Annotated in this window: 15 protein-coding genes; 7 read left to right on the top strand and 8 right to left on the bottom strand. The window is 40.3% G+C overall.

The annotated features are described in order from the left end of the window. Positions 1-21: 21 nt before the first annotated feature. Positions 22-1794: an AAA family ATPase gene (locus TOL2_RS23675; protein ID WP_014958055.1), complete on the bottom strand. Its 1773-nt coding sequence runs from the start codon at positions 1792-1794 to the stop codon at positions 22-24. 523 nt (positions 1795-2317) lie between these two features. On the opposite strand from TOL2_RS23675, the gene TOL2_RS13870 reads away from it, so the two are divergent. From TOL2_RS13870 to TOL2_RS13860, 3 genes are read left to right on the top strand one after another with little or no spacing between them, the layout of a single operon-like run. After that, positions 2318-3205 carry a tyrosine-type recombinase/integrase gene (locus tag TOL2_RS13870; RefSeq protein WP_014958054.1) on the top strand — a complete coding sequence of 296 codons (888 nt, stop codon included), beginning with the start codon at positions 2318-2320 and terminating at the stop codon, positions 3203-3205. Then, a complete protein-coding gene (locus tag TOL2_RS13865; RefSeq protein ID WP_014958053.1) occupies positions 3202-4110 on the top strand; it encodes a tyrosine-type recombinase/integrase in 909 nt (302 codons plus the stop codon). Before TOL2_RS13870 ends, TOL2_RS13865 begins: the two co-directional genes overlap by 4 nt. Beyond that, a complete protein-coding gene (locus tag TOL2_RS13860) occupies positions 4101-5075 on the top strand; it encodes a tyrosine-type recombinase/integrase (RefSeq protein ID WP_014958052.1) in 975 nt (324 codons plus the stop codon). Before TOL2_RS13865 ends, TOL2_RS13860 begins: the two co-directional genes overlap by 10 nt. A gap of 276 nt (positions 5076-5351) precedes the next feature. On the opposite strand, the gene TOL2_RS13855 is transcribed toward TOL2_RS13860, so the two are convergent. Together TOL2_RS13855 and TOL2_RS13850 are read right to left on the bottom strand one after the other, a co-directional pair. Then, positions 5352-7079 carry a UvrD-helicase domain-containing protein gene (locus tag TOL2_RS13855; protein ID WP_014958051.1) on the bottom strand — a complete coding sequence of 576 codons (1728 nt, stop codon included), beginning with the start codon at positions 7077-7079 and terminating at the stop codon, positions 5352-5354. 12 nt (positions 7080-7091) lie between these two features. Next, on the bottom strand, positions 7092-9233 hold the full coding sequence (locus tag TOL2_RS13850; protein ID WP_014958050.1) for an ATP-dependent nuclease: 2142 nt from the start codon (positions 9231-9233) through the stop codon (positions 7092-7094). Positions 9234-9759: 526 nt separating this feature from the next. Between TOL2_RS13850 and TOL2_RS13840 the strand changes: the two genes are divergently transcribed. Continuing rightward, on the top strand, positions 9760-10023 hold the full coding sequence (locus tag TOL2_RS13840; RefSeq protein ID WP_014958048.1) for a hypothetical protein: 264 nt from the start codon (positions 9760-9762) through the stop codon (positions 10021-10023). A 303-nt stretch (positions 10024-10326) separates the two neighbouring features. Then, the gene (locus TOL2_RS13835; protein WP_269764178.1) at positions 10327-11658 is read left to right on the top strand and encodes an integron integrase; all 1332 of its coding nucleotides are present in this window, start codon (positions 10327-10329) and stop codon (positions 11656-11658) included. Positions 11659-11858: 200 nt separating this feature from the next. Here the strand turns inward: TOL2_RS13835 and TOL2_RS13830 are convergent, their stop codons facing one another. The 4 genes from TOL2_RS13830 to TOL2_RS13815 all read right to left on the bottom strand — a co-directional run bounded on the left by TOL2_RS13830 (position 11859) and on the right by TOL2_RS13815 (position 17549). Beyond that, positions 11859-13454, bottom strand: coding sequence for an ABC transporter ATP-binding protein (locus tag TOL2_RS13830; protein ID WP_014958046.1), 1596 nt, complete (start codon positions 13452-13454; stop codon positions 11859-11861). Positions 13455-13457: 3 nt separating this feature from the next. Beyond that, on the bottom strand, positions 13458-14516 hold the full coding sequence (locus TOL2_RS13825) for an ABC transporter permease (protein ID WP_041279522.1): 1059 nt from the start codon (positions 14514-14516) through the stop codon (positions 13458-13460). Then, the gene (locus tag TOL2_RS13820; protein WP_014958044.1) at positions 14513-15598 is read right to left on the bottom strand and encodes a microcin C ABC transporter permease YejB; all 1086 of its coding nucleotides are present in this window, start codon (positions 15596-15598) and stop codon (positions 14513-14515) included. The genes TOL2_RS13825 and TOL2_RS13820 overlap by 4 nt, the downstream gene beginning before the upstream one ends. Before the next feature lie 130 nt (positions 15599-15728). Further along, positions 15729-17549: an extracellular solute-binding protein gene (locus tag TOL2_RS13815; RefSeq protein ID WP_014958043.1), complete on the bottom strand. Its 1821-nt coding sequence runs from the start codon at positions 17547-17549 to the stop codon at positions 15729-15731. Positions 17550-18182: 633 nt separating this feature from the next. On the opposite strand from TOL2_RS13815, the gene TOL2_RS13805 reads away from it, so the two are divergent. Continuing rightward, positions 18183-18455, top strand: a complete 273-nt coding sequence (locus tag TOL2_RS13805; protein WP_014958041.1) for a hypothetical protein — start codon at positions 18183-18185, stop codon at positions 18453-18455. Positions 18456-18461: 6 nt separating this feature from the next. Here TOL2_RS13805 and TOL2_RS13800 read toward each other — a convergent pair whose 3' ends face one another. Then, on the bottom strand, positions 18462-19508 hold the full coding sequence (locus TOL2_RS13800; RefSeq protein ID WP_014958040.1) for a DMT family transporter: 1047 nt from the start codon (positions 19506-19508) through the stop codon (positions 18462-18464). 492 nt (positions 19509-20000) lie between these two features. Here TOL2_RS13800 and TOL2_RS13795 point away from each other — a divergent pair, with 492 nt between their 5' ends. Next, complete coding sequence (locus TOL2_RS13795; protein ID WP_014958039.1) at positions 20001-20873, top strand: methylenetetrahydrofolate reductase; 873 nt, start codon at positions 20001-20003, stop codon at positions 20871-20873. The last annotated feature ends 43 nt before the right edge of the window (positions 20874-20916 follow it).

Here is a 20916-nt window from a genome sequence, read left to right as displayed (position 1 = left end):
GGGTCCTATCCCGATAGATTTTTATTCAAACATTTTTTCAATCTTACTTTTCATTTGACCTGTAATTTCAAACGATTCTTTGTTGATTTCTTCAAGAGCGACATAGGGTTTACTACCAGTTCCCTGTGGCATTTGTAGTTCTTCTTCAATATCATTTACCAAAGCGATAGTAGTACCAAAATCAGAGTCAATGGCAGCCGTTATAGCATTAGTTGCAATATCTGCAGATTCGATAGCTTGTTGTGATTTACCGTTTTGGTGATCAACGTCATATACAGCTACATAAGGAATACTGAACTTGTTCAAAAGGCCACAATATGCGGGAATGTTATTTTTTGAGCCACAATCAATTACAGAATATTCATGTTTAAAACATTCAATTTTTTGAGCAAGAAATGGGATTACGGTTTTTTCAGTTGCACCTTCGACTAGGATAACCTTTTGAGCAAAAAACAGTTCGCTTCGATCAGGGTTAACCCAATAACTTAAGTTAAAATCTTTTTTACTGTCACCAGAAAAAATGTCATCTGTGCACTGACATACTGTCGTTCCAGTAGTTGGAGAATCTTTTCTTACGATACAGATTGACTTATACCTCTCTAAATCTACAAGTGCGCTTGAATGGGTGCTAAATGAAACTTGAGCTCCACTATCAGCTAAAGTAGTTAGGGTTTCAAATAAAGCCCTCTGAGCTTGTGGATGTAGATACAATTCAGGTTCTTCTAAAATGAAAAACATTGAATTTGATGCTCTCCTGGAACTTGTACCTTGTTCTGATTCCTGTGCGGCTAAATGTTCTTCTCGAAGTGTTTCAGCGATAGTTTTGATTAAAGCGAATATTAATGCCCTTTGTAGCCCATGGCCTTTTCGATTTATATCAGTTTTAACCCCATCATTTATCCAAACTTTTGTGTTTGCTTTAAAAACATCATCAATATTTGGGGCTACAATTTCTACATCGATTTCAGCACCCCAAGAAGAGAGGTGTGAACTAAGCTTAGCTTCAAACCTAGTAAGTTCTTGAGGTCTTTGCGCATTGTGGTTGCCATTCTCATCAGTTTTGTTAAGCAAGCCAAATAGGCCTGAAATGTTTTCTTTCGCAGAAATCCAATCTGGATTCGAAGAAGACATTTGTTCTATCAATTTTGAATAAAGTGAACCAAAGGGACTTGAGTCTTTCGTTATATAATCGTCGGTAGCATTTCGTACTGCTGGGATATGGAATATTTGCCCAAAAATACCTTTAGCAACGTTTTTCAAACCCAAAAAATTTGTACTTTCTAATTCATAGCTAAACTCAATAGAATCTGAGTTTCTTGAGATATATTGAGTTTGGGCGAAAACAATATTTGCATTTGTGATTCTACCTGATTCAGGTAAAAATTCTGCTAGGGGTAGAGCTTCAGCAACAGCCCTTGTGGTGTAGGCACTAGCGTTGTTTTCTTGAAGCCATTCAGTAGTGGGATTTTGAACATAACCTTTATAATCAAAATTTCCTGAAAAATATGCTGTTTTTCGAACTTTAATTTCATTATCAGACGTCAGATATTTATTGAAAGTTGATTTGTCATTTTCATCTAAATTAGAAAAAACTATTTCGACATGTAGCTCTTCTGATTCATTATAGAAATCTAATTCTTGAGGTTTAATTTCTCCGAAGAAAAAAAGTAGTGCGCTAAGTATGTTAGATTTGCCATGATTGTTCTGGCCTATAAATATCATTAAGTCTTGAAAAGATAAATTGCCCGATTGAATCGACCGCCAATTTTCTATTTTTACTTCCTTGATTTTCAAAATTGACTCCTTGCTTCAATTAGCGGCAATCTAACGGTTGAACTGACGGGCCGCGCCAAGGCGCTTGAAAAAAGCGGCTGAGCTGCTCGCGGTCCCGTCCAGTGAATGGGTTATATGCCGATCTTTTTGCTTGTTCATGTCATTGATTTTTTTTTAATAAAGTCATTTCTTTTTGTTAAATAAGTCATCTATCCCTTGAATCAGAAAAAGCAGGTCAACGAGGATCAAGCTGAGTGCAACGAACATACAATTATTAATCAGCCATGATGGGAATATGCCCAATATGCTACTGGGTAATAGTGGTAGAATCGATGCCATGATTAATACAACTAAACCCGCTATTAATAATCGCTTTTTATTTTTCTTTGACATTTTTCATTAACTGTTTTTTGGAATATAACCCCCAAACCCCGCGGTTAGAAAAAAAAAGGAATTTGTAAGGTGTAAAAATTGTAGTAGAAGCATAGAGAACCTCCCAAACAGATATTTTTAACTTTTCTCCCAAAAAGAAAGGAGATCCTCTATGCTGGAAATCAAGATAGACCATTTTCTCGATTATTGTAAAGTGTCAAATTTTGCAACCAGATCCATTCAATCATTAAGGGTAAGACTAAATGAGTTTGCCCGGTTCCTTGACAAAGTGCCGGTAGACTCACTCCAGGCTATCTCGTACAAGCATTTAAAAGAATTTATTACCCAATATCAGAGTCCTTCAATTCATGTCAGAAAAGCCCGCATCTGGAGCTTGAGGCAATTTTACCATTTTTTAAAAATGAACGGATGGATAAAAATCAATATTGCCTCAGACTTTCCCTATCCCAAGATTGAAAAGACAATCCCGCATTTTTTGACCATCGAAGAGTTCAATACCCTTTTGACTTTTTTTTATCGCCTGGCATCCGATACTGCAGGGTACAGAAACCTTGTCATGATTATGATGCTTGGGCTCCTTGGTCTGAGACTATCCTCTGTTCTTTGTCTGAACATAGAAGACGTGGACATTGAAACCGGGCTTTTGCAAATCACAGAAAAGGGGGGAAAACAAAGACCGCTGATCATGCCGAAGGTTTTATGCCATATTCTGGACCAGTATTTTTCTTTTCTTAATGAAGAACAAGGGCCCTTGTTTTTATCTAAAAGGAACAAACGGCTTTCTCCACGAACCTTGCGTGATATCTTCCAAAAGGCGGCAGATTCGCTTGATATTGATAAGTATTTTCATGCCCATCTTTTTCGTCATACGGCTGCGACCCATTTGAACAAGGTGTCCGATCCAGAAATAACCAGGCATGTCCTGGGGCATGTGCGAAGCAACAGCACCCGGAAATATACTCACCTTAATCCGGATCAATATGCGGTATATATGCAGGTCCACCCTTATATGGGGTTAAACGCGGAGGTGAGTCCATGATTGCTCTGTTGGATGAATACAGAACACAGTTGTCTGATGTCTGTGGATACGCCAATCAAACCGTTGAAAATTATGCTTCCTGTATGGGCAAGTTTGCCCGGTATTTAAAAGAGCAGAACAACATCCCTGTCACCCAGGCCCAGGGGACGCACATTTGTCAGTGGATAGCACATTTAAAACAAGAAGGTTTCAGTTACAGCCGGATGGAACATCATCGATCCGCCTTAAAAACATTTTATACCATGTTGGTTAAACTGGATATCATGGCAAAAAGTCCGGCCCAAGCATTGCCCAAGTTAAAGAAAAACGGCCCCAGCACAGTTATGCCGGTATCAAAAGCCATTGTTTTTAAATTATTAAACAGTATCGACCGGTCCACCTGGATGGAGAATCGAAATCACCTTATCCTATCTTTTTTGTGGGCGCTTGGTTTAAGGGTCAGTGAGCTTACCCGGCTTGTCATTGGATCTTTTGAACCCGGGCATGGTCCTAAAATCGGGCTTTTGCGGGTAAAAGGGAAAAACAAAAAACAGCGGGCTTTATTTGTGGTGGATAAATTATATGACAATCTTTTGGCATATCTGTCCCACCCAAAGACATTAAAATTTAAAAAAGATCCCATGTTCCCGGTTGAAAGTGGTACGGCCATCTCAACCGATCGGGTTCAAAGAAAATTGAGGCAGTATTGCAAAAAAGCCGGTATCACAGAAAGAATTACTCCCCATGTACTCAGGCACTCCTTTGCCACTGAAATGTATCACGCCAGGGTACCGCTTCATGCCATCCAGGCGATGATGGGACATTCCAATACGGCTGAAACCGCAATTTACATCAAGGTGGATGACAGTTTTAAACAGGAAGCCTTAAATCAGCTGGTTATTAATGGGAGGATGTCATGGGAGTAAACACAACTAATTTTTTTAGCCATATTGAATCGTATATGAATTATCGATCAACCGTGTATGACATCAGTGAACAGACTATTAAAAGTAATCGTTGTGACCTTAAGCTTTTTAAAGCTTTCATGGATGAACACCAGCATGAAACAATCACCGGTCCTGTGGTGATGGACTTCCAGCAATATTTAAAGGTTAAGCGTAAAAACTGCGGCGGGTCTCTGAACCGAAAATTGTTTACCCTGCGAAGTTATTCTCATTATTTAAGACTCCAGGAGGTGGATGAATCTGAAGATTTGCCTTTTAAGAATATTCTAAAAGTCCGACAGGGATATCGAAACCGTCCGGATGCTTTGACCGCCAAACAGATCAAACAATTTTTAGATACCATCGACCGAAGTACATGCCTTGGTGTCCGGGATTATGCCATATATGCCCTGATGTATTTATGCGGTCTCAGGATCGGAGAAGTCTTCGGCCTGGACCTCACCAATATTGATTTAAAAACCAAAGAAATCACCGTGACTGGAAAAGGAAAAAGAATCCGCACGCTTCACTTGAGCGATGAATTGTTCCAGATCCTGTCGGAATATCTCGCCGTAAGAACCTTTTTTTATAAAAATGAGTATCGAAATGCCCTGTTTATCTCAAAAAAAGGAAACCGTCTGGCCATTCGTACCATGGAGGACAACTTCAAAAAGATCGTTTTAAAATCAGGCCTGCAAACCCGGTTCAATGTGTCTTGTCATACTCTGCGCCATTCCTTTGCCTCCCATCTCAATGATCAAGAAGTGGATATGCTTGTGATTAAAAGCTTAATGGGACATTCAACAACGAGAAGCACCGAAATTTACATCCATCCTTCAATGCAAAAAGTACGGCAGGCAATGGAAAAACTACCCGGCGTCATTTTTATGAATGAGCTTATAAAAAACGGAGGTGTTATTTTTAGTTTTCAAGAGCTTCGCACATAGCCGGAATACGATCTGGATATTACTTGTTTTTTTAAAAATATCTGTTTTTATGGATCAGTGCGCTTAAAATTCATTTTTTATAGATTTTAGGTGTTGCCATAGAAATAAAGTTATGCCACTGTTCGTTACTGAACGGAGTTTTTCTTATCTTTTTACTTCAGGCACCTTCCAATTGCACATAACTTTTGTTCTGACCGCGCGGTTCGCCAAAATCTGCGGCTTGTCCGCAGCATTTGATTTGTTTGAAAAACGGTAAAATATTCAAAAGTAATTCGATTACAGTTCATTCTTGATATGGAACCCTATCATTTCGAATTTTTCTTTATCCGTCTTTGTAAATTCTTTTGGGACAGTAATAAATAAATTATCTTTTGCCCTACTAAAAGCAACATAATAAATTCTGCTATCATCTTCATTTTGATGTTTTTCAGGGTTGAGAACATATTGTAATTCTATGCTATTTTCCATTACAACTAATACATTCTCATATTCAGCGCCCTTTGCTTTATGTATAGTTTTAATCCGACTTGTATCATCTTTAATTCGCAAAGCCTGAACCAAATCAGCATAAATGTTGTTTTCGGAAAATTCCTTATATTTTCCTCTTGTGATTTTTGAACCAATTTTAATTTGATAATTAGTCAAGAAATATTCAAATAATGAATTGTAGAAATCAAAAAGTGTTTTTGAACTATTATTTTGTTTTTGGGACACAAGTAAATCAATCAAAACTATTGCCAACTCGCGCTTCTTAACTTTCTGTATTTTAGTTCCATCCTTGTATTTGTAGAATATCTTTGATGTTAACCTCACAGCATCTTTGTAATACCCCAGCAAGCATAATTCTGCTGCATAAATCGAATTATATAAAAGTTTCTGCCTTTCGTAGTTACTATCTAAACCTCGTGAAGAATCCCACAGATTTCCAATATTTTTATTATTATCATTTTTAATCTGGCCAACTGTTTCATTATTCCTTGTTAGAATTGATATTTCAGGGTATGATTTTGTTAAATATTCAATAACTTTCATTTTGTCGCCAACATAAATCGTTGGCATATTGCCTTCTATATTTCTTATGGGAGTTTGTTTGACTCTATCGTACCTAATGTTGTCTAATACATTGATAATTTTATTTGTGCTTCTTCTGTTTCCCTTAATCTGGTAATTGTTTATCCCTGATATCTTAAAATCAACAAAATCTTGACGAGTGGCACCCTGAAATTTGTAAATAGATTGCTCTGCATCTCCAATCACCCCAACAATAGTATTATTTTTTGAAATGAGTTTTACGATCTCTGTTTGAATTGGATTTGTATCTTGAAATTCATCAATGAACATGTAAGGGAACATGAGGTTCACGTACTCTAGGACTTCTGGATTTTCAGATATGATTTTATATGCAAAATATAAAACATCTTCATGATGTATTGTCCCAATTCTCCAGTACCTTTTTTTATAGTCCACAAATAACTCTTTTTTAATCCAGTACCTACCAATTTTTCTTTTCCAAGTATGTCTCGGTCCCAGATCAATGCTTGAGTCTGCATTAAGATGCCAATCTAAATCCTGTAGGCATTCATATATTTTTTTGTCGTCTTTAATGTAATTTAACTTGTTTTGAGTTTTCCAATCATAGACGAATCTGGAATTGGGTATGTGTTCATCGTGACCGTCAAGGTTTCGTAAATTGATAAGATTTGCGCCAGAATTATCTTTAAGTAAAAAACCGTAGGGTTTTACAATAAATTTATAAAGAAAGTTGTGAATCGTAGATACATATACTCTATCATCACTGTCACCAAGTCTGCTTTGAATTTCTTCAACGGCGATATTTGTGTATGTGATAGAAGCGATTTTAGTAGTTGTGGTTAATCGTTTAGAGTTGTGCAATACATTTTCGATATGGTTGATCAGCCAATAAGTTTTTCCTGCACCTGGTCCGGCGAAAATCTTAAAAGGCGTTTCTGTTGAAATTAGAGTACTCGAATTTATTTCAATCATTTTTATAGAGACCTATGAGCATACATGATTTATTGCTTCTTTAATATATTCAGGGACACTAAAATTAACAGGATTTCCGTTTTTTAAATTATCCCGTAATTTCATGTCTAAGTTTAAGGCATGCTCGCCTTTTCCTGCCCAAGAACTGTTTTCGATTGATTGTAAATATCTGGCTGCAATAATGGCTGATTTTTTTTCCTCTTCAGTCCAATTAGACAGTTCAATACTCTCCTGAATGTTTTGATTTTTAAGTATGCTTAAAATGTCAGAGAACGGTTTATTAGCTTTAATGGCGTTTATTAAATCTTTTAATTCTTGGATGTTAGCTATCTCATCTGTTATTAGTAAATCTGTAGACGCATTATTGTAAGCGAGTTCATATTCAAATGTTTTCCCTTTTCCATCAACTCTGCTTGAAATTTTTATATATGAATTTCCAGCATATTTAGCCTGTAATGAACTTAGTATTTCGGATATTTTTTTGTATTCAAATTTCGCAGTATCAATATTCAGTTCGAAGGGAAAACATTTTTTAAACTTTGGTTTCTTCCCTGAAGTATCTTTCTGAACAGGATCAGCATCTGTTATACAACTGACTTTCCGCTGAATAGCATGTTTTTTAAATGTATCGTTGCTATCAAAATCAAACAGTTTCAGGAAATGGTTGAAGTATCGACCGTTCACATTTACAACAGCAACATGGTTATCTTCTAAGCTTTTATTTTCATAATCTGCCAAGCAATGAATTAGTAATTGCTCTGCAACACCTTCAACAAGGAGGACGGTTTTTGCAAATAACATATCTGATTTTGTTGCATCTAAAAATCGTTTTACGTATGCTTTCGACTTTTTATCTTCAGCTTTGTCTGAATCAAAAACTTTTCCAGGGTAAGCTATTTGTAAATTATTTTCATCATCTACATTCAGACAAATAATTTCATCTAATTCAACTGCTGACGTTATATGAGTGGAATGAGTTGTGATGAATATTTGTCTGACCTCGTTTTTGGTTTTTAAATTCTCTTTTAAAAATTTAAGAAACTTAAACTGCATTGATGGATGCAAATGTGCTTCTGGTTCTTCTATAATCAACATTGGAAAAACTTTTTTGTCATCTTGGCTGACATAATCGGATCTACTCATTTGCATTTTAGCTAATAATACAGATATGAATAAAAGATTATTATACCCTAAGCCGTTGTGTGTGGCGGGTAATTTTATCCCTGTTTCCTTTTCTACAATCAGCCGTAAAGTCGAAAACAATTCAACCTCATCAATACTTCCTTCAAAATCAGGCTCACCTCCAATTGAGGCTCCTACATCTTTTGAGTATTCAAGTATTGGGTCTGTATTTATCCGTTGTTTCAATTGCATTATCACTTCTGACGACTTGGTGGCAAACTCTTCATGTTTTGATTCTTTGTTTTCCTGTTTTTGCTCTTCGGACAAATTGGTATCTATAGTTATTTTATGGTCAAGAAAATATTTTAAGACATCTTTTAAAAGAGTGTTCTTACCAGTAAACAACTCTTTTTCAACGTCTCTAATTGCATCAAGAAATTGAAAATCAAATTTTCTTAATTGGTCACTATCTGCTCTATTTTTTAGCTTGGCTATACCACCATAAATTCTTGAAATATATTTATGGATAAATTTTCGATGAATCAAATTCCAGTACGAATCTTTTGTTTTTATCCCCTTGTCAATCAATTTGGTAATACTATCAATATACTCTTTTGTTTCATCACCCTCTGGAAGAAAAAATTCATACGTTAATCTTGCGATGTAATAAGGAGATGTTTGAATACGCCATTCATAAATCGTATTATTGTCATCCGGCTGTATTTCATTGGTGCTGTTATCATTTATTGATTGAGAGATAAACGCGGATATTACTATTTTAGGAGGGCTCTTTATCTTTAGGTCACCATTTGCATCTTGTTCAAAATATGAGTCTGTATTTATCTTCTTGTAAAAATCATCAACTTTAAGTTTTCGACCGCTTTCAGGATTAAAAATAAGAGAAAGGGCTTTAAGTAAATTTGATTTGCCCGCATTATTGTGCCCAATGATAACATTTGTTCCCTCATTAAAATCAATTTCCGAATTTTCAAAATTTCTAAAATTTTTAATTTCTATTTTTGATATAAACATTAGATTCCTTAAGATTTTATAAATAGCCTAATGGATTCAATCATAGTTTTTGATTTTTTGTCATGTTTTTCTAACGAGTCTGAATGGAAAATTTCTACTCGATTTTTTTTTAATGTTAACTCACTGGCTAATCCAGTGTAGTGGTATGTTCAACGGCCCGGGGTAGTGGGGTGGGAATTTTTCCTTTGACTACGGCTGAAGCTTTGCTTCGCTCTGTCCGTTATATCTCCGATATCCGGCGGCGAAGCAAAGCTTCAGCCGTACCATATTATCGGGTGAATTGCCAGCCCGCCCCCGTGTGTCCGGTCATGAACGCGGTGCTGACCGGCGCCGTGCGCCGATCAAGCAAACGCAGTTTGATTGATCGGCGTGCGGTGACCGGTCCAGCCCCTGGTTCCGGCGCAAGGCGCCGGGGCCAGGGGCTGGACGAAGTCAGCACCGCGTTCCAGGCGGCGCAGCCGCCTGGAACACCCAAGTTGAGCGGCTTTGTCCGCTCCAACTTGTGGTTATGGAAGGAGAAAAAATTATGGAACGTCCTGTTGAATTGATAAAAATAACAAAAGAAGTATGGGGTACTAATACAGAATTACATAAAGCAATGGATGAAGGAAATTGGACAGAAGTATTGAGATGTCTACCGCCAGCAAATACAAATGATACTCATTCCAAAGTATCTGTAGGAGCAGATTGGGCTTTATTTGCGTTAGAAAATAATCTGGTTGAACTCCCTAAAGATGTTGAAGAGAAACTTATTACTCAGATAGAACCTTTGTTATCTCGGTCTGAATAATTTTTATTTGTTCTTCTATAGTCTTTAGGCGTGAACGTTCATCGAAAGATAAGTTTTCAATGTTCTTTATTAGTTCTTTTTGTATTTCTATTAAAGACTTTAATTTAGTGACTATACTTCCGTTAAGAGTGTTAGTCATTTAGGTCCTCCTATTTGGCTGAAATTAATAAAAATAACAAGTAGTTGAGCGGTTGTCCGCATATCCATCATCCCCAAAAGATTTAATTGACAATTGTTGGATTCTATTTTATGGTTTCTAACCGCATATCATTCATCGCGGGGTGATATTAACATACGGATACCATGATGAAAAAAATATCTCAACAACTATTAAAGCAATTTGATGCACAATTAATAACCAATAGGATTCCAGCTGAAAATCATAATTTCTTCAGAAAATGGTTGCGGTATTATATTGATTTTTGCAGCAAATATGACCATAGGCCAAAAAATACCGAAAGTTTAATCCATTTCATAAACAAATTGCGGGAAAAAAGACAATCCAAACAACAGCAAAAACAGGCCTACGACGCTATACTTATATTTTATAAAATGTTTGGTATCCATCCAAAATGGCCTGAAAAACCATCTTCCGAAAACAGATTTGAAAAAGAAGATCTGAGTATTCGCGAACAGACTGTTTCATACAATAAGAATGAAGTGGTTTTTGATAATAATTGGAAATATGTTTATACCGGGTTGAGTGATGAAATCAAAGTGAGACATTATTCACCAAAAACTTTTAAAGCTTACAGCATTTGGGTTAGCAAGTTTCAAAATTTTGTTCAATCAAAATCGCTTGAAGAATTGTCAACAGACGATGTTAAAGCCTTTTTAACATTTTTGGCTGTTGAACAGCACATTTCTGCATCATCACAGAACCAGGCTTTTAATGCGCTTTTGTTTTTTTTCAGAAATATCCTTAAAAAAGAATTCGGGAGAATTGATGGCGTAGTCAGGGCCAAAAGAAAGCCATATATTCCTGTTGTTTTGTCCCGGCAGGAGATTGATCTTATCATAGGAAAACTCAGATACCCTTATGATCTTATTGTAAAACTGCTATACGGTTGCGGGCTAAGGTTGTCCGAATGTATGAACATAAGAATGAATAATTTTAATTTTGATACCGGTATTTTAACCATTCACGATGGGAAAGGGAAAAAAGATCGTACTCTGCCTTTACCGGAAACCATTTTGTCTGATCTGACATATCAGGTTGATGTGGTAAAAAAACTGCATCGGCATGACCTGAAAGAGGATTATTCCGGAGTATTTATGTTTGATGCCATAGAAAGAAAATATAAAAATGCCGGTAAGGAATTTAACTGGCAATGGTTTTTTCCGGCTAAAGAACTGACTTATGTACCGGAAACAAATGAATATCGGCGCTCACATCTGCATAATCGTCATGTCCAAAAGGCAATCAAATCGGCTGTGAATAGAGTGCAGCTTACCAAACGTGCAACTGCTCACACTTTTCGCCATAGTTTTGCAAGTCATCTGCTTCAGGCAAACTATGATATCCGGACCATTCAGGAACTTCTGGGACACAGCGATGTCCGGACAACAATGATCTATACCCATACCGTAAAATCAAGGACACTCAAGGAATCAAAAAGTCCGCTGGATCTTTAAATTGGGGATTTTGCATAGCTTCGCCCTGTCGATTACTATGACGGATCTTTGAAATGTCTGTAATCAGGCAATTTTTTTATGCCGTTTGTTTGTATAAAAGGATGATGAAAAAAGCAATAGGTAAAAACCCCTAGTTTTTTTAAAAAATGAGTAATATTAACATAATATTTATTTCATACCGTAAAAATTAAATCAGTTTTTTAATGAAATGCCGTGGCAATAAGCAGTCTGGTGTACTCTTGTTCCGGATAAGAAAATATTTTTTTTGAACTGCCGGTTTCTACAATTTTGCCGTCTTTCATTACCACAATGTCATGGCACAGAGATTTGACAACCTTGAGGTCATGGCTGATGAAAACATAGGTCAGGTGAAACTCTTTTTGCAGTTGCTTGAGCAGTTTCAGTACCTGGAACTGGACGGAACGATCAAGGGAGGATGTGGGCTCATCTAACACCATGAACTCGGGCTTCAGGATCAAGGCCCGTGCAATGGCGATTCTCTGGTGCTGGCCCCCGGAAAATTCATTGGGATACCGGTCCCGGCTTGAGGGATCAAGGCCTACCTTTTTCATGACCCGGATAATCTCGTTTTCTTCTTGTTTTCTGGTAATACCAGGGCGATGGATTGAAAGGCCTTCCCCGATGATCCGGGCCACTGACATTCTCGGGTTAAGGCTGCCGAACGGGTCCTGGAAAATGATCTGCATTCTTTTTCTCAATTGTCTGATCTGGTTTTTACTCATATCATTGAGAGAGTTTTCCCCGAGCAGGATTTTTCCTTTGCAGGTATTGAGTTTTAAAAGGGCAAACCCTGTGGTGGATTTGCCGGACCCGCTCTCGCCTACAATGCCTAATGTGTGTCCTTTTTTAATGGTAAAGCAGATATCATCCACAGCCTTGACATGATCCACGGTTCTTCGAAGGATGCCTTTTTGAATGGGGAACCAGACCTTTAAGTGTTCCACTTCAACCAGGGTGGCATCGTCTTCGTCTGCCGGGTCAGGCCCGCCTGTCGGCTCTGAATTGATCAAATGCCGTGTGTAGGGGTGGGCAGGGCAGGTGAAGATCTTATCAGGATGATCGGTTTCCACAATTATGCCCTTCTTCATGACAGCCACCCGGTCGGCGATTTTTTTGACAATGGTCAGATCATGGGTGATAAAGAGTATGGCCATTCCCATTTCCTGTTGCAGATCCCTGATAAGGTCGAGGATCTGGGCCTGGATTGTTACATCCAGGGCTGTGGTGGGTTCGTCGGCGATAAGGATATCGGGTTCGTTGATCAAGGCCATGGCAATCATGACCCGCTGCCGTTCACCGCCGGACAGCTGGTGGGGAAATGATACAAGCTTGTTGGCGGGATTTTTCAGCCCCACTTTTTTCAGCCAGAACAGGGCTCGTTCATTCGCTTTTCGGGCTGAGATGGCAGGCTGGTGAAGAAAAATGGATTCTTTGACCTGTTTTCCGATCCGGTGAAGGGGGTTAAGGGAGGTCATGGGCTGCTGGAAGATGACCCCGACCCTGTTGCCCCGGATGTGCCTGATCTCTTCATCGGGTATGGCAAGGCAATCTTGACCGTCAAGTTCAATAGTGCCGGTCGGGTATATGGCTGATTCCGGCAGCAGTCTTAAGATGGACATGGCTGTAACGGTCTTGCCGGACCCGCTTTCACCCACCAGGGCCAAGGTTTCCCCTTTTTTTAGCTCAAGGTCGGCATTTTCAACCACCCGGGTGATTCTGTCGCCCAGTTTAAAGGATACGCTCAGGTTTTTTATGGTCAGCAGGGATTTGTTCATATGCTAATACACCTTTCTTGGGTCAAAGGCATCCCTGACGCCTTCGCCGATAAAGACCAGCAGGCTGAACATAAGGGACAGTATAATAAAGGCGGACAACCCAAGCCAGGGTGCCTGCATATTGGCTTTTCCCTGGGCCAGCAGTTCTCCTAAGGAAGGGGAACCCACGGGCAGGCCGAACCCCAGGAAATCCAGGGATGTCAGGGTGGTGATGGAACCGCCCAGGATAAAGGGCATAAAGGTGATGGAAGCCACCATGGCATTGGGAAGTACATGCCGGATAATGATTTTCATATCACTTAAGCCAAGAGCTTTTGCCGCAGTCACATATTCGAAATTTCTTCCTCGTAAAAATTCCGCCCTCACCACCCCCACAAGAGACATCCACCCGAACATCAGGGTGATGCCCAACAGCCACCAGAAATTGGGCTGAACCACACTGGACAGGATGATGAGCAAAAAAAGGGTGGGCAGGCTGGACCATATTTCGATAAACCGCTGGCCGAAAATATCAATTCTTCCCCCGTAGTAACCCTGCACGGCACCTGCCATGATCCCGATCACGGATGAACAGATTGTCAGGGTAAGGCCGAACAATACGGAAATCCTGAACCCGTAAACCAGGCGGGCCACCACATCCCGTCCACGGTCATCCGTGCCCAGCCAGTTGGTCCGGGATGGCGGCGACGGGGCAGGGCCGTCCAGGTTGTAGTTGATGGTGTTATAGGAAAACGGGATGACAGGGTTGATCATCCATCCTTTTTTATTGATCAGGTCTATGACAAAAGGGTCTTTATAGTCTGCCGGGGCTTCAAATTCCCCGCCGAACTCGGTTTCTGCATACTCTTTGACAAGGGGACAGTAAAGTCCGGAATCATAATAGATTAAAAGGGGTTTGTCATTGGCGATCAGTTCTGAAAAAAGCGTCACAACAAATAAAATAGAAAAAAGATATAAAGAGATGTATCCGCGTCGGTTGGCCCGGAACCGGTTCCATCTTTCCTGGTTGATTTTTGTCATCTTCATTTCTTTTTTGTCCGTATCATTTTTTTTTATCCTCATCCTCTTTTCTCAAAATCAATTCTGGGGTCAACAATGGTATAGGTTATATCAGAGATAATGGACAATATCAGACCCATGAGCGTAAAAATGTACAGCGTGGAAAACATCAGTGGAAAATCTCTCTGGAGCGTTGCCTGGAAGCCTAAAAGGCCCATGCCGTCCAGAGAAAAGATCACCTCAATGAGCATGGAGCCGGTAAAAAAAAGGCCTATAAAGGCGGACGGAAAACTGGCGATTACCAGAATCATGGCGTTTCTGAACACATGGCCGTATAAAATCCGGTTTTCTGTCAGTCCCTTGGCCCGTGCAGTTACCACATACTGCTTGCTTATTTCATCTAAAAAAGAGTTTTTGGTCAAAAAGGTGAGTGTGGCAAACCCTCCGATAACCAGGGCAAGGGTAGGAAGAGCCATGTGCCAGAAATAATCCAGGATTTTGCCCACCAGGGACAGCTGGTCAAAATTCACGGAAACCAGTCCCCGCAGAGGAAACCAGTTGAAATAGGTGCCGCCGGCAAACAGTATGATCAAAAGAATGGCAAATAAAAATACAGGGATGGCATTGCCTATGATGATCACCGTGCTGGTCCAGACATCAAAGCGCGAAGAGTGTTTTAAGGCTTTTTTAATTCCTAAGGGGATGCAGACCAGGTGGATAATGAGAGTACTCCAGAGCCCGAGAGACACGGACACGGGAATCCTTTCCACAATCAGCTCTATCACGGATCTGCCCCTGAAAAGGCTGTCACCGAAATCAAAGCAGATAAAATCCTTGAGCATTTTAAAGTACCTGACATGTATGGGCTTATCAAATCCGAACCTGCGTTCAATCTCGGCAATCACTTCCGGGTCCAGGCCCTGGGCTCCCCGGTAGGTGCTTTTTTCTTTCATGTTGGTTTGTGTAAGTTCGGTTTTGCTGCCCGTGACCTGCTCCATAACGCCGGAATCCATGCCCTGAAGCTTGGCAATCAATTGATCCACAGGGCCGCCTGGTGCCACCTGGATGATGAAAAAATTGATGGTAACAATGGCAATCAGAGTGGGAACGACCAACAGCAGTCTGCGAATAATGTATGAAATCATGATGGTTTATTACCGGGATAGTCTTTTGCCGGGTATCCTTCTTATATGAAAGTCTTCAAAAATTTAAACAGTGACTTTCAATCTTTGTTGCGGGCAAATCTGAGCGAAAGACCAGGTCTGCCCGTGGCAGTTATTGGGTGATGTTTCGGTTGGGCAGTGCCGCCTGCTTGGCCTTGTCAATCCACCAGGTGTCAATGAACCCGATGGCATATCTGGGCCGCACAGCCGGTCTTGAAAATTTATTCCAATAGGCCACCCGGAATTTGCTCAAATGCCATTCCGGGATGACAAAAAAATTATATTGCAGAACCCTGTCAAGTGCCCGGCCGTAATGGAGCAGGGCGGTTTTGTCGGTCTGGTTCTGGTCTATTTTTTCAGTGAGAAAATCAATGGCAGGATCTTGAACCCCTGCGGTATTGTATGTGGAATCAAAAAAGTTTGAATGCCAGACGATTTTCAAATTGGAAGATGGAAACGGGTTGGCCGCATACTGGCCTGTAATCATGTCAAAATCCCGTGCCCGCATCCGGTTGATAAACTGGGTGGTATCCACCCGCCGGATATTCAGGGTGATGCCCAGTTTTTTCAGGTTGTCCTGGAACGGTATGGCAATGCGTTCCATGGTGGGGCTGTAAAGCAGCAACTCGAACTCCATGAGTTGTCCGGTTTTTTGATGGGTCATTTTCCGGTTGGAGATTTGCCAGCCCGCTTTTTTCAGGATGCCAAGAGCCGTCCTCAACTGAGACCTGATATTGCCGCTGCCGTCGGTTACAGGCGGTTGATATTCACTGGTATAAACCCGTGGCGGAATTTTGTCTTTCACAGGTTCAAGGCAGGCGATCTCATCCTTGGACGGCAGCCCCTTTGCTTGATACTCGGTATTCTGGAAAAAACTTCGGGTTCGGGTATACTGGTTGTAAAAAAGATGCTGGTTCATCCATTCAAAATCCATGGCATAGGTCAGGGCTTCTCGAACCCTCACATCTTTGAACACCTCTTTTTGGGTATTAAAGATCAGCGCCTGCATGGCCTGGGGAATATCATGGGCAATTTCTTCTTTTATGATGTGGTGCTGATCAAAATAATCCCCTTTATACATGGTGGCCCATTGCTTGGCCACATTTTCCATCCTGAAATCAAACTCTCCTGCTTTAAAGGCTTCCAGGGTGACAATTTCGTCCTTGTAATAGTCGTACCGGATCAAATCAAAATTATGTCGTCCCTTGTTGACCGGCAAATCCTTTGCCCAGTAGTCTTTTAACCGCTTGATCACCACATACTGCCCCATTTTATAGGTATCAATGGTAAACCCGGAACTGCCCAGCGGCACATCGGTGGTGGGGGCTGAAAAATCTCTTGTCTCCCAGTAATGTTTTGGCAGTATGGCAAGCCCTGCAAGAGAGTGCAGCAATTCCAGCCGGCTTTTTTTAAGGGTGAATTTTACCCTGTGTGTATCTAAGGCCTCAACATGGGAGACATTTTTATAATAGCTTTTAAACTGCGGCACTCCCTGGGTCATGAAAGTGTTAAAGGTAAACACTACATCTGCTGAGGTAATGGGTTTTTTATCCTGAAACCGGGCGTTTTTATTGATGGTAAAAATAATCCATGTATAGTCTTTTGAATATTCTATTTTTTCTGCAATCAAGGGGTAGAGTACATCAATTTCATCATCAGAAGGCGTCATCAGGGTGTCATACAGCTGTTCACTGCCTGCAGCGGCATCTCCCCTTTGAGCGTAACGGTTGAAACTGTCAAAGGTGCCTGTGGTGGAAAGGGTTACTGATCCGCCTTTGGGGGCATTGGGATTAACATAGTCAAAATGGGTAAATCCCTGACCATATTTTGGAGTGTCCCTTAAAGAAAAATCGGTTGAGATGATTGATGCCTCATCTGCCGGACATATCCCGGTCATCCACAGGATGATCAGCATAATGATTGTTTTTTTCACAAGTTACCTCTTTTTTTTATATGAAAGAACTTCTAACTTATTAAAACCAAATCTCTTTCATTTTTTGTTGTGGCAGCTTAATCTGCCATGGCCGTTTATATGAAAGCCTTCAAAAATCCAAACAAAGACTTTCAATCTTTGTTGTGGGCAAACCAAGGTGAAAGACCAAGTCTGCCCGTGGCAGTTATTTTTAAAATACTGCCTGAACTACCGAGTGACTGTTTAAAAAAATGTATTTTAAACTGTTTTGAACTGTTGAACAAGAAAGAAGTCGTTTTAATTTTAAAGCAGACACAATCATTGACTTTTTCAAGTCTTTTCACTATATTATCTAAAGAGTGCCTGGCAAGAAAAGTTGTAAGTCCGGCTCTGTGTTTTGTGTTTGACAGCCGTAAGATTTGTTTTGATTACCATTCTTTTGATTACCTTTTCTTAAATCCTGTTCCATATACCAAACTCAATTTTTTGAAGTACCATTTCTAAGCCCATTTGTAAGCTCATATATTGAATGTTGCCATTCTTGTTGTGTTGGCAGGCACTCTGACAATATGGGATTGTGATTTCCATATTGAGCAAGTCTTTTTTATTGATTGGAGTAAAACCTAAATCACCATTAAATAAGGAGGTGTCCCCATGAAAAAGATGATACATATTTTGGAAAGAGACCGTACCGGTATCTGTACTGAAGGAGAGTGCAAAAATCTTGTTGATCAGACCTTGAAAAAACAACAGGCCATGATCAATGCATTGCATGTGGAAACCGATATCGATCGTGTTCTTGAAGGAGAAAAAGAACGTCAGGAATTGATTAACAAATCAGATGTCCATTCTCCGGATTCCTATCCTGATGCAACCTGGACCCGTTCAAGAAATGAGGCACCTGGTTTCTGGGGCGGACATTGCTGATTTTACTTATGTTTTATCAGTATGACCGGATTTATGCCTGTGATGGATATCCGGCCAGTGAGGGTGTGAGTGTAAAACCGGTTCGTGGCGATGCCAGTGGAGGTGGGCAATTTTTTCTTTTTTGCTTGAATGAGTGTGGGTGTGATGGTCATCATCATGATGGTGCAAATGTTTGTGTTTCAAGGGGCCATGGACATGGATGTGGGTATGCCGGTCCAGGAAAAGTGTGAACAGGGAAATTATTAGAACCAGGGCTGCCGCCATCTGGAGAGGAAAGATGCGTTCATGTAAAATCAGGGCAGACAATGCCACTCCGAAAAACGGGGCACCTGCAAAAATCATCTGGCTTCGGGTAGCCCCCAGATTCTGTGCTGCCGTGATATAAAGGCTGATACTGAATCCATAGGCAAAAATCCCGACCATGAGGGCAAAGAGGATGACCGGGATGTTTTTTGAGTAAGGCTCTGCTATAAAGGCAATGGCCAGGTTCAGGCTTCCTGCTGTTACTCCTTTCCAGAACGTGCTTTGGGAAGGGGTGATTGTATCTATTAATGCGGTCAAATGGTTGTCAAGAGCCCAGCAAATGCAGGCACCTGTAACGAACAGCAGGGCCATCAAACCAATGGGGCCTTCGTGCCAGGACAATAAAACAGATGCAAACAAGGTGCCGCCAACCCCTATCCATCCGAATCGTCCCAGGTGATCCCGGAACACCAGGTATCCCATGACAGCCGTGGCAATCAGTTCCAGGTTCAGCCACATTGACACGGAAGCCCCAGATCCTTTTTGAAGTCCCATCAACAGCAGCACAGGGCCTATAATCCCACCAAATCCGATAGCACCTGCAAGCCTGCAGGTGTTTTTTTTATCAAGAGCTTTGATACTGACACGATTGCCTGCAAACACAGAAAAGGGCAAGACTCCTATGGCAGCGCCAACATACAAAAGACCTGCCAGTTGAAAAGGGGTGAGGGTCTTGAGCAATAGTTTGCCAATGGGTGTGGAGGAACCAAAAAGTATGGCTGAAACGACTGCGGCCAGGATAAACTGCATTAAAAAAAAGCCTTTGTTTTTTTTATATGAAAGTCTTCAAAAATTTACTTTCAATCTTTGTTGTGGGCAAACCAAGGTGAAAGATCAAGTCTGCCCTTGGCAGTTATTAAGTTTTAATGAATAACTTAAATAGTCTCACAAATATAATAATATTAGCGTAAATTTGTGTTAAAAGTAAACTTAAGAATTTATCATTCCTGAAAATGCATCCATAAAAAGTGTATTTCATTATCTTCAAAGTAAAAAAAGTTTAGAATAATTTCAAAATATTGAGGATTTTCTAATAGTTTTTTTGAAAATGTTCTAAATATTTGTTCACTATAATGAATTTTCTTGATTTAGATTCATATTAATCATTGTATTTAAAGACAAATTGCGTTCACTCTGAGCTTGGCATGGTTTCTGCTATTTAACAATTTTGTTTGTTTAAGTTATGTGAATTGTTGATGAGAGTTAAACCCAAAGCTTTTTGAAAATAAAAAGGATGAATAAATGACTCTTCAAAATAAACTTTCCCAAGGGGATTTTGTTGTACTTGCCGAAATAAATACCCCCAAAGGAGTTGATATATCAGATCTTGTAACCAATGTGAGACACCTTAAATCCAGAATAGATGCCGTGGTAATTCCAGGCATGGATAACGGCGTCATGCACATGAGCGCCCTTGCCGGTGGTGCGATTATCCGGCAGCAGGGGATGGAGCCCATGATTCACATCTATGGCAGGGATCGCAACAGGATGGCCCTTCAGGGAGATATGCTTGCAGCTCATATCCTTGGGGTAAACAACCTTCTGGTTGTACAAGGTGAGGCAATAAGCCATGGTGATCATCAGAATGCCAAGCCGGTTGATGATCTTAATGAGCTGGAATTGCTGATCATGCTCAATACTCTTCAAAGAGGAACGGACCTTGCCGGTTTTGAATTAAAAGGAAAACCTGAATTCTTCACAGGATGCCAGGTCCAACCGATCCGAAACGATGACCATCTTGAAATAGAATTTCAAAGTGCCGGGGAAAAGGTAGAGGCAGGTGCCCAGTATATAATGGTCCCCCCTGTTTTTGATATTGACGGCTATGTTCAAATTTTAAATAAATTCAAATCATTGAATGTACCGGTGATTGCCACGGTTTACATGTTGAAAAATGTTGGTATGGCCCGCTACATTTCAATTAATGATCCTGCTTCAAAATTGTCTGAGGCAACGATTACCCGGATACGCAAATCAAAGGACCGGGAAACAGAATGTATCAATATTGCAGGAGAAATGATCAAGGAACTTCAAAGCCAGGTTCAGGGGGTAAAGATTTCCGCCTCTGGCTGGGAAGACCGTTTGCCGGCAATACTGGACTGTGCAGGGCTTTAACATAAACTCATCCATCTTTAATTATCTGTGTGAACCCATTACA

The sequence above is a fragment of the Desulfobacula toluolica Tol2 genome (genome assembly GCF_000307105.1).
In the GTDB taxonomy this organism is placed as follows: Bacteria; Desulfobacterota; Desulfobacteria; order Desulfobacterales; family Desulfobacteraceae; genus Desulfobacula; species Desulfobacula toluolica.
Note: the sequence above shows the minus strand (reverse complement) of the source record. Positions and strands in the feature narration are given on the sequence as shown.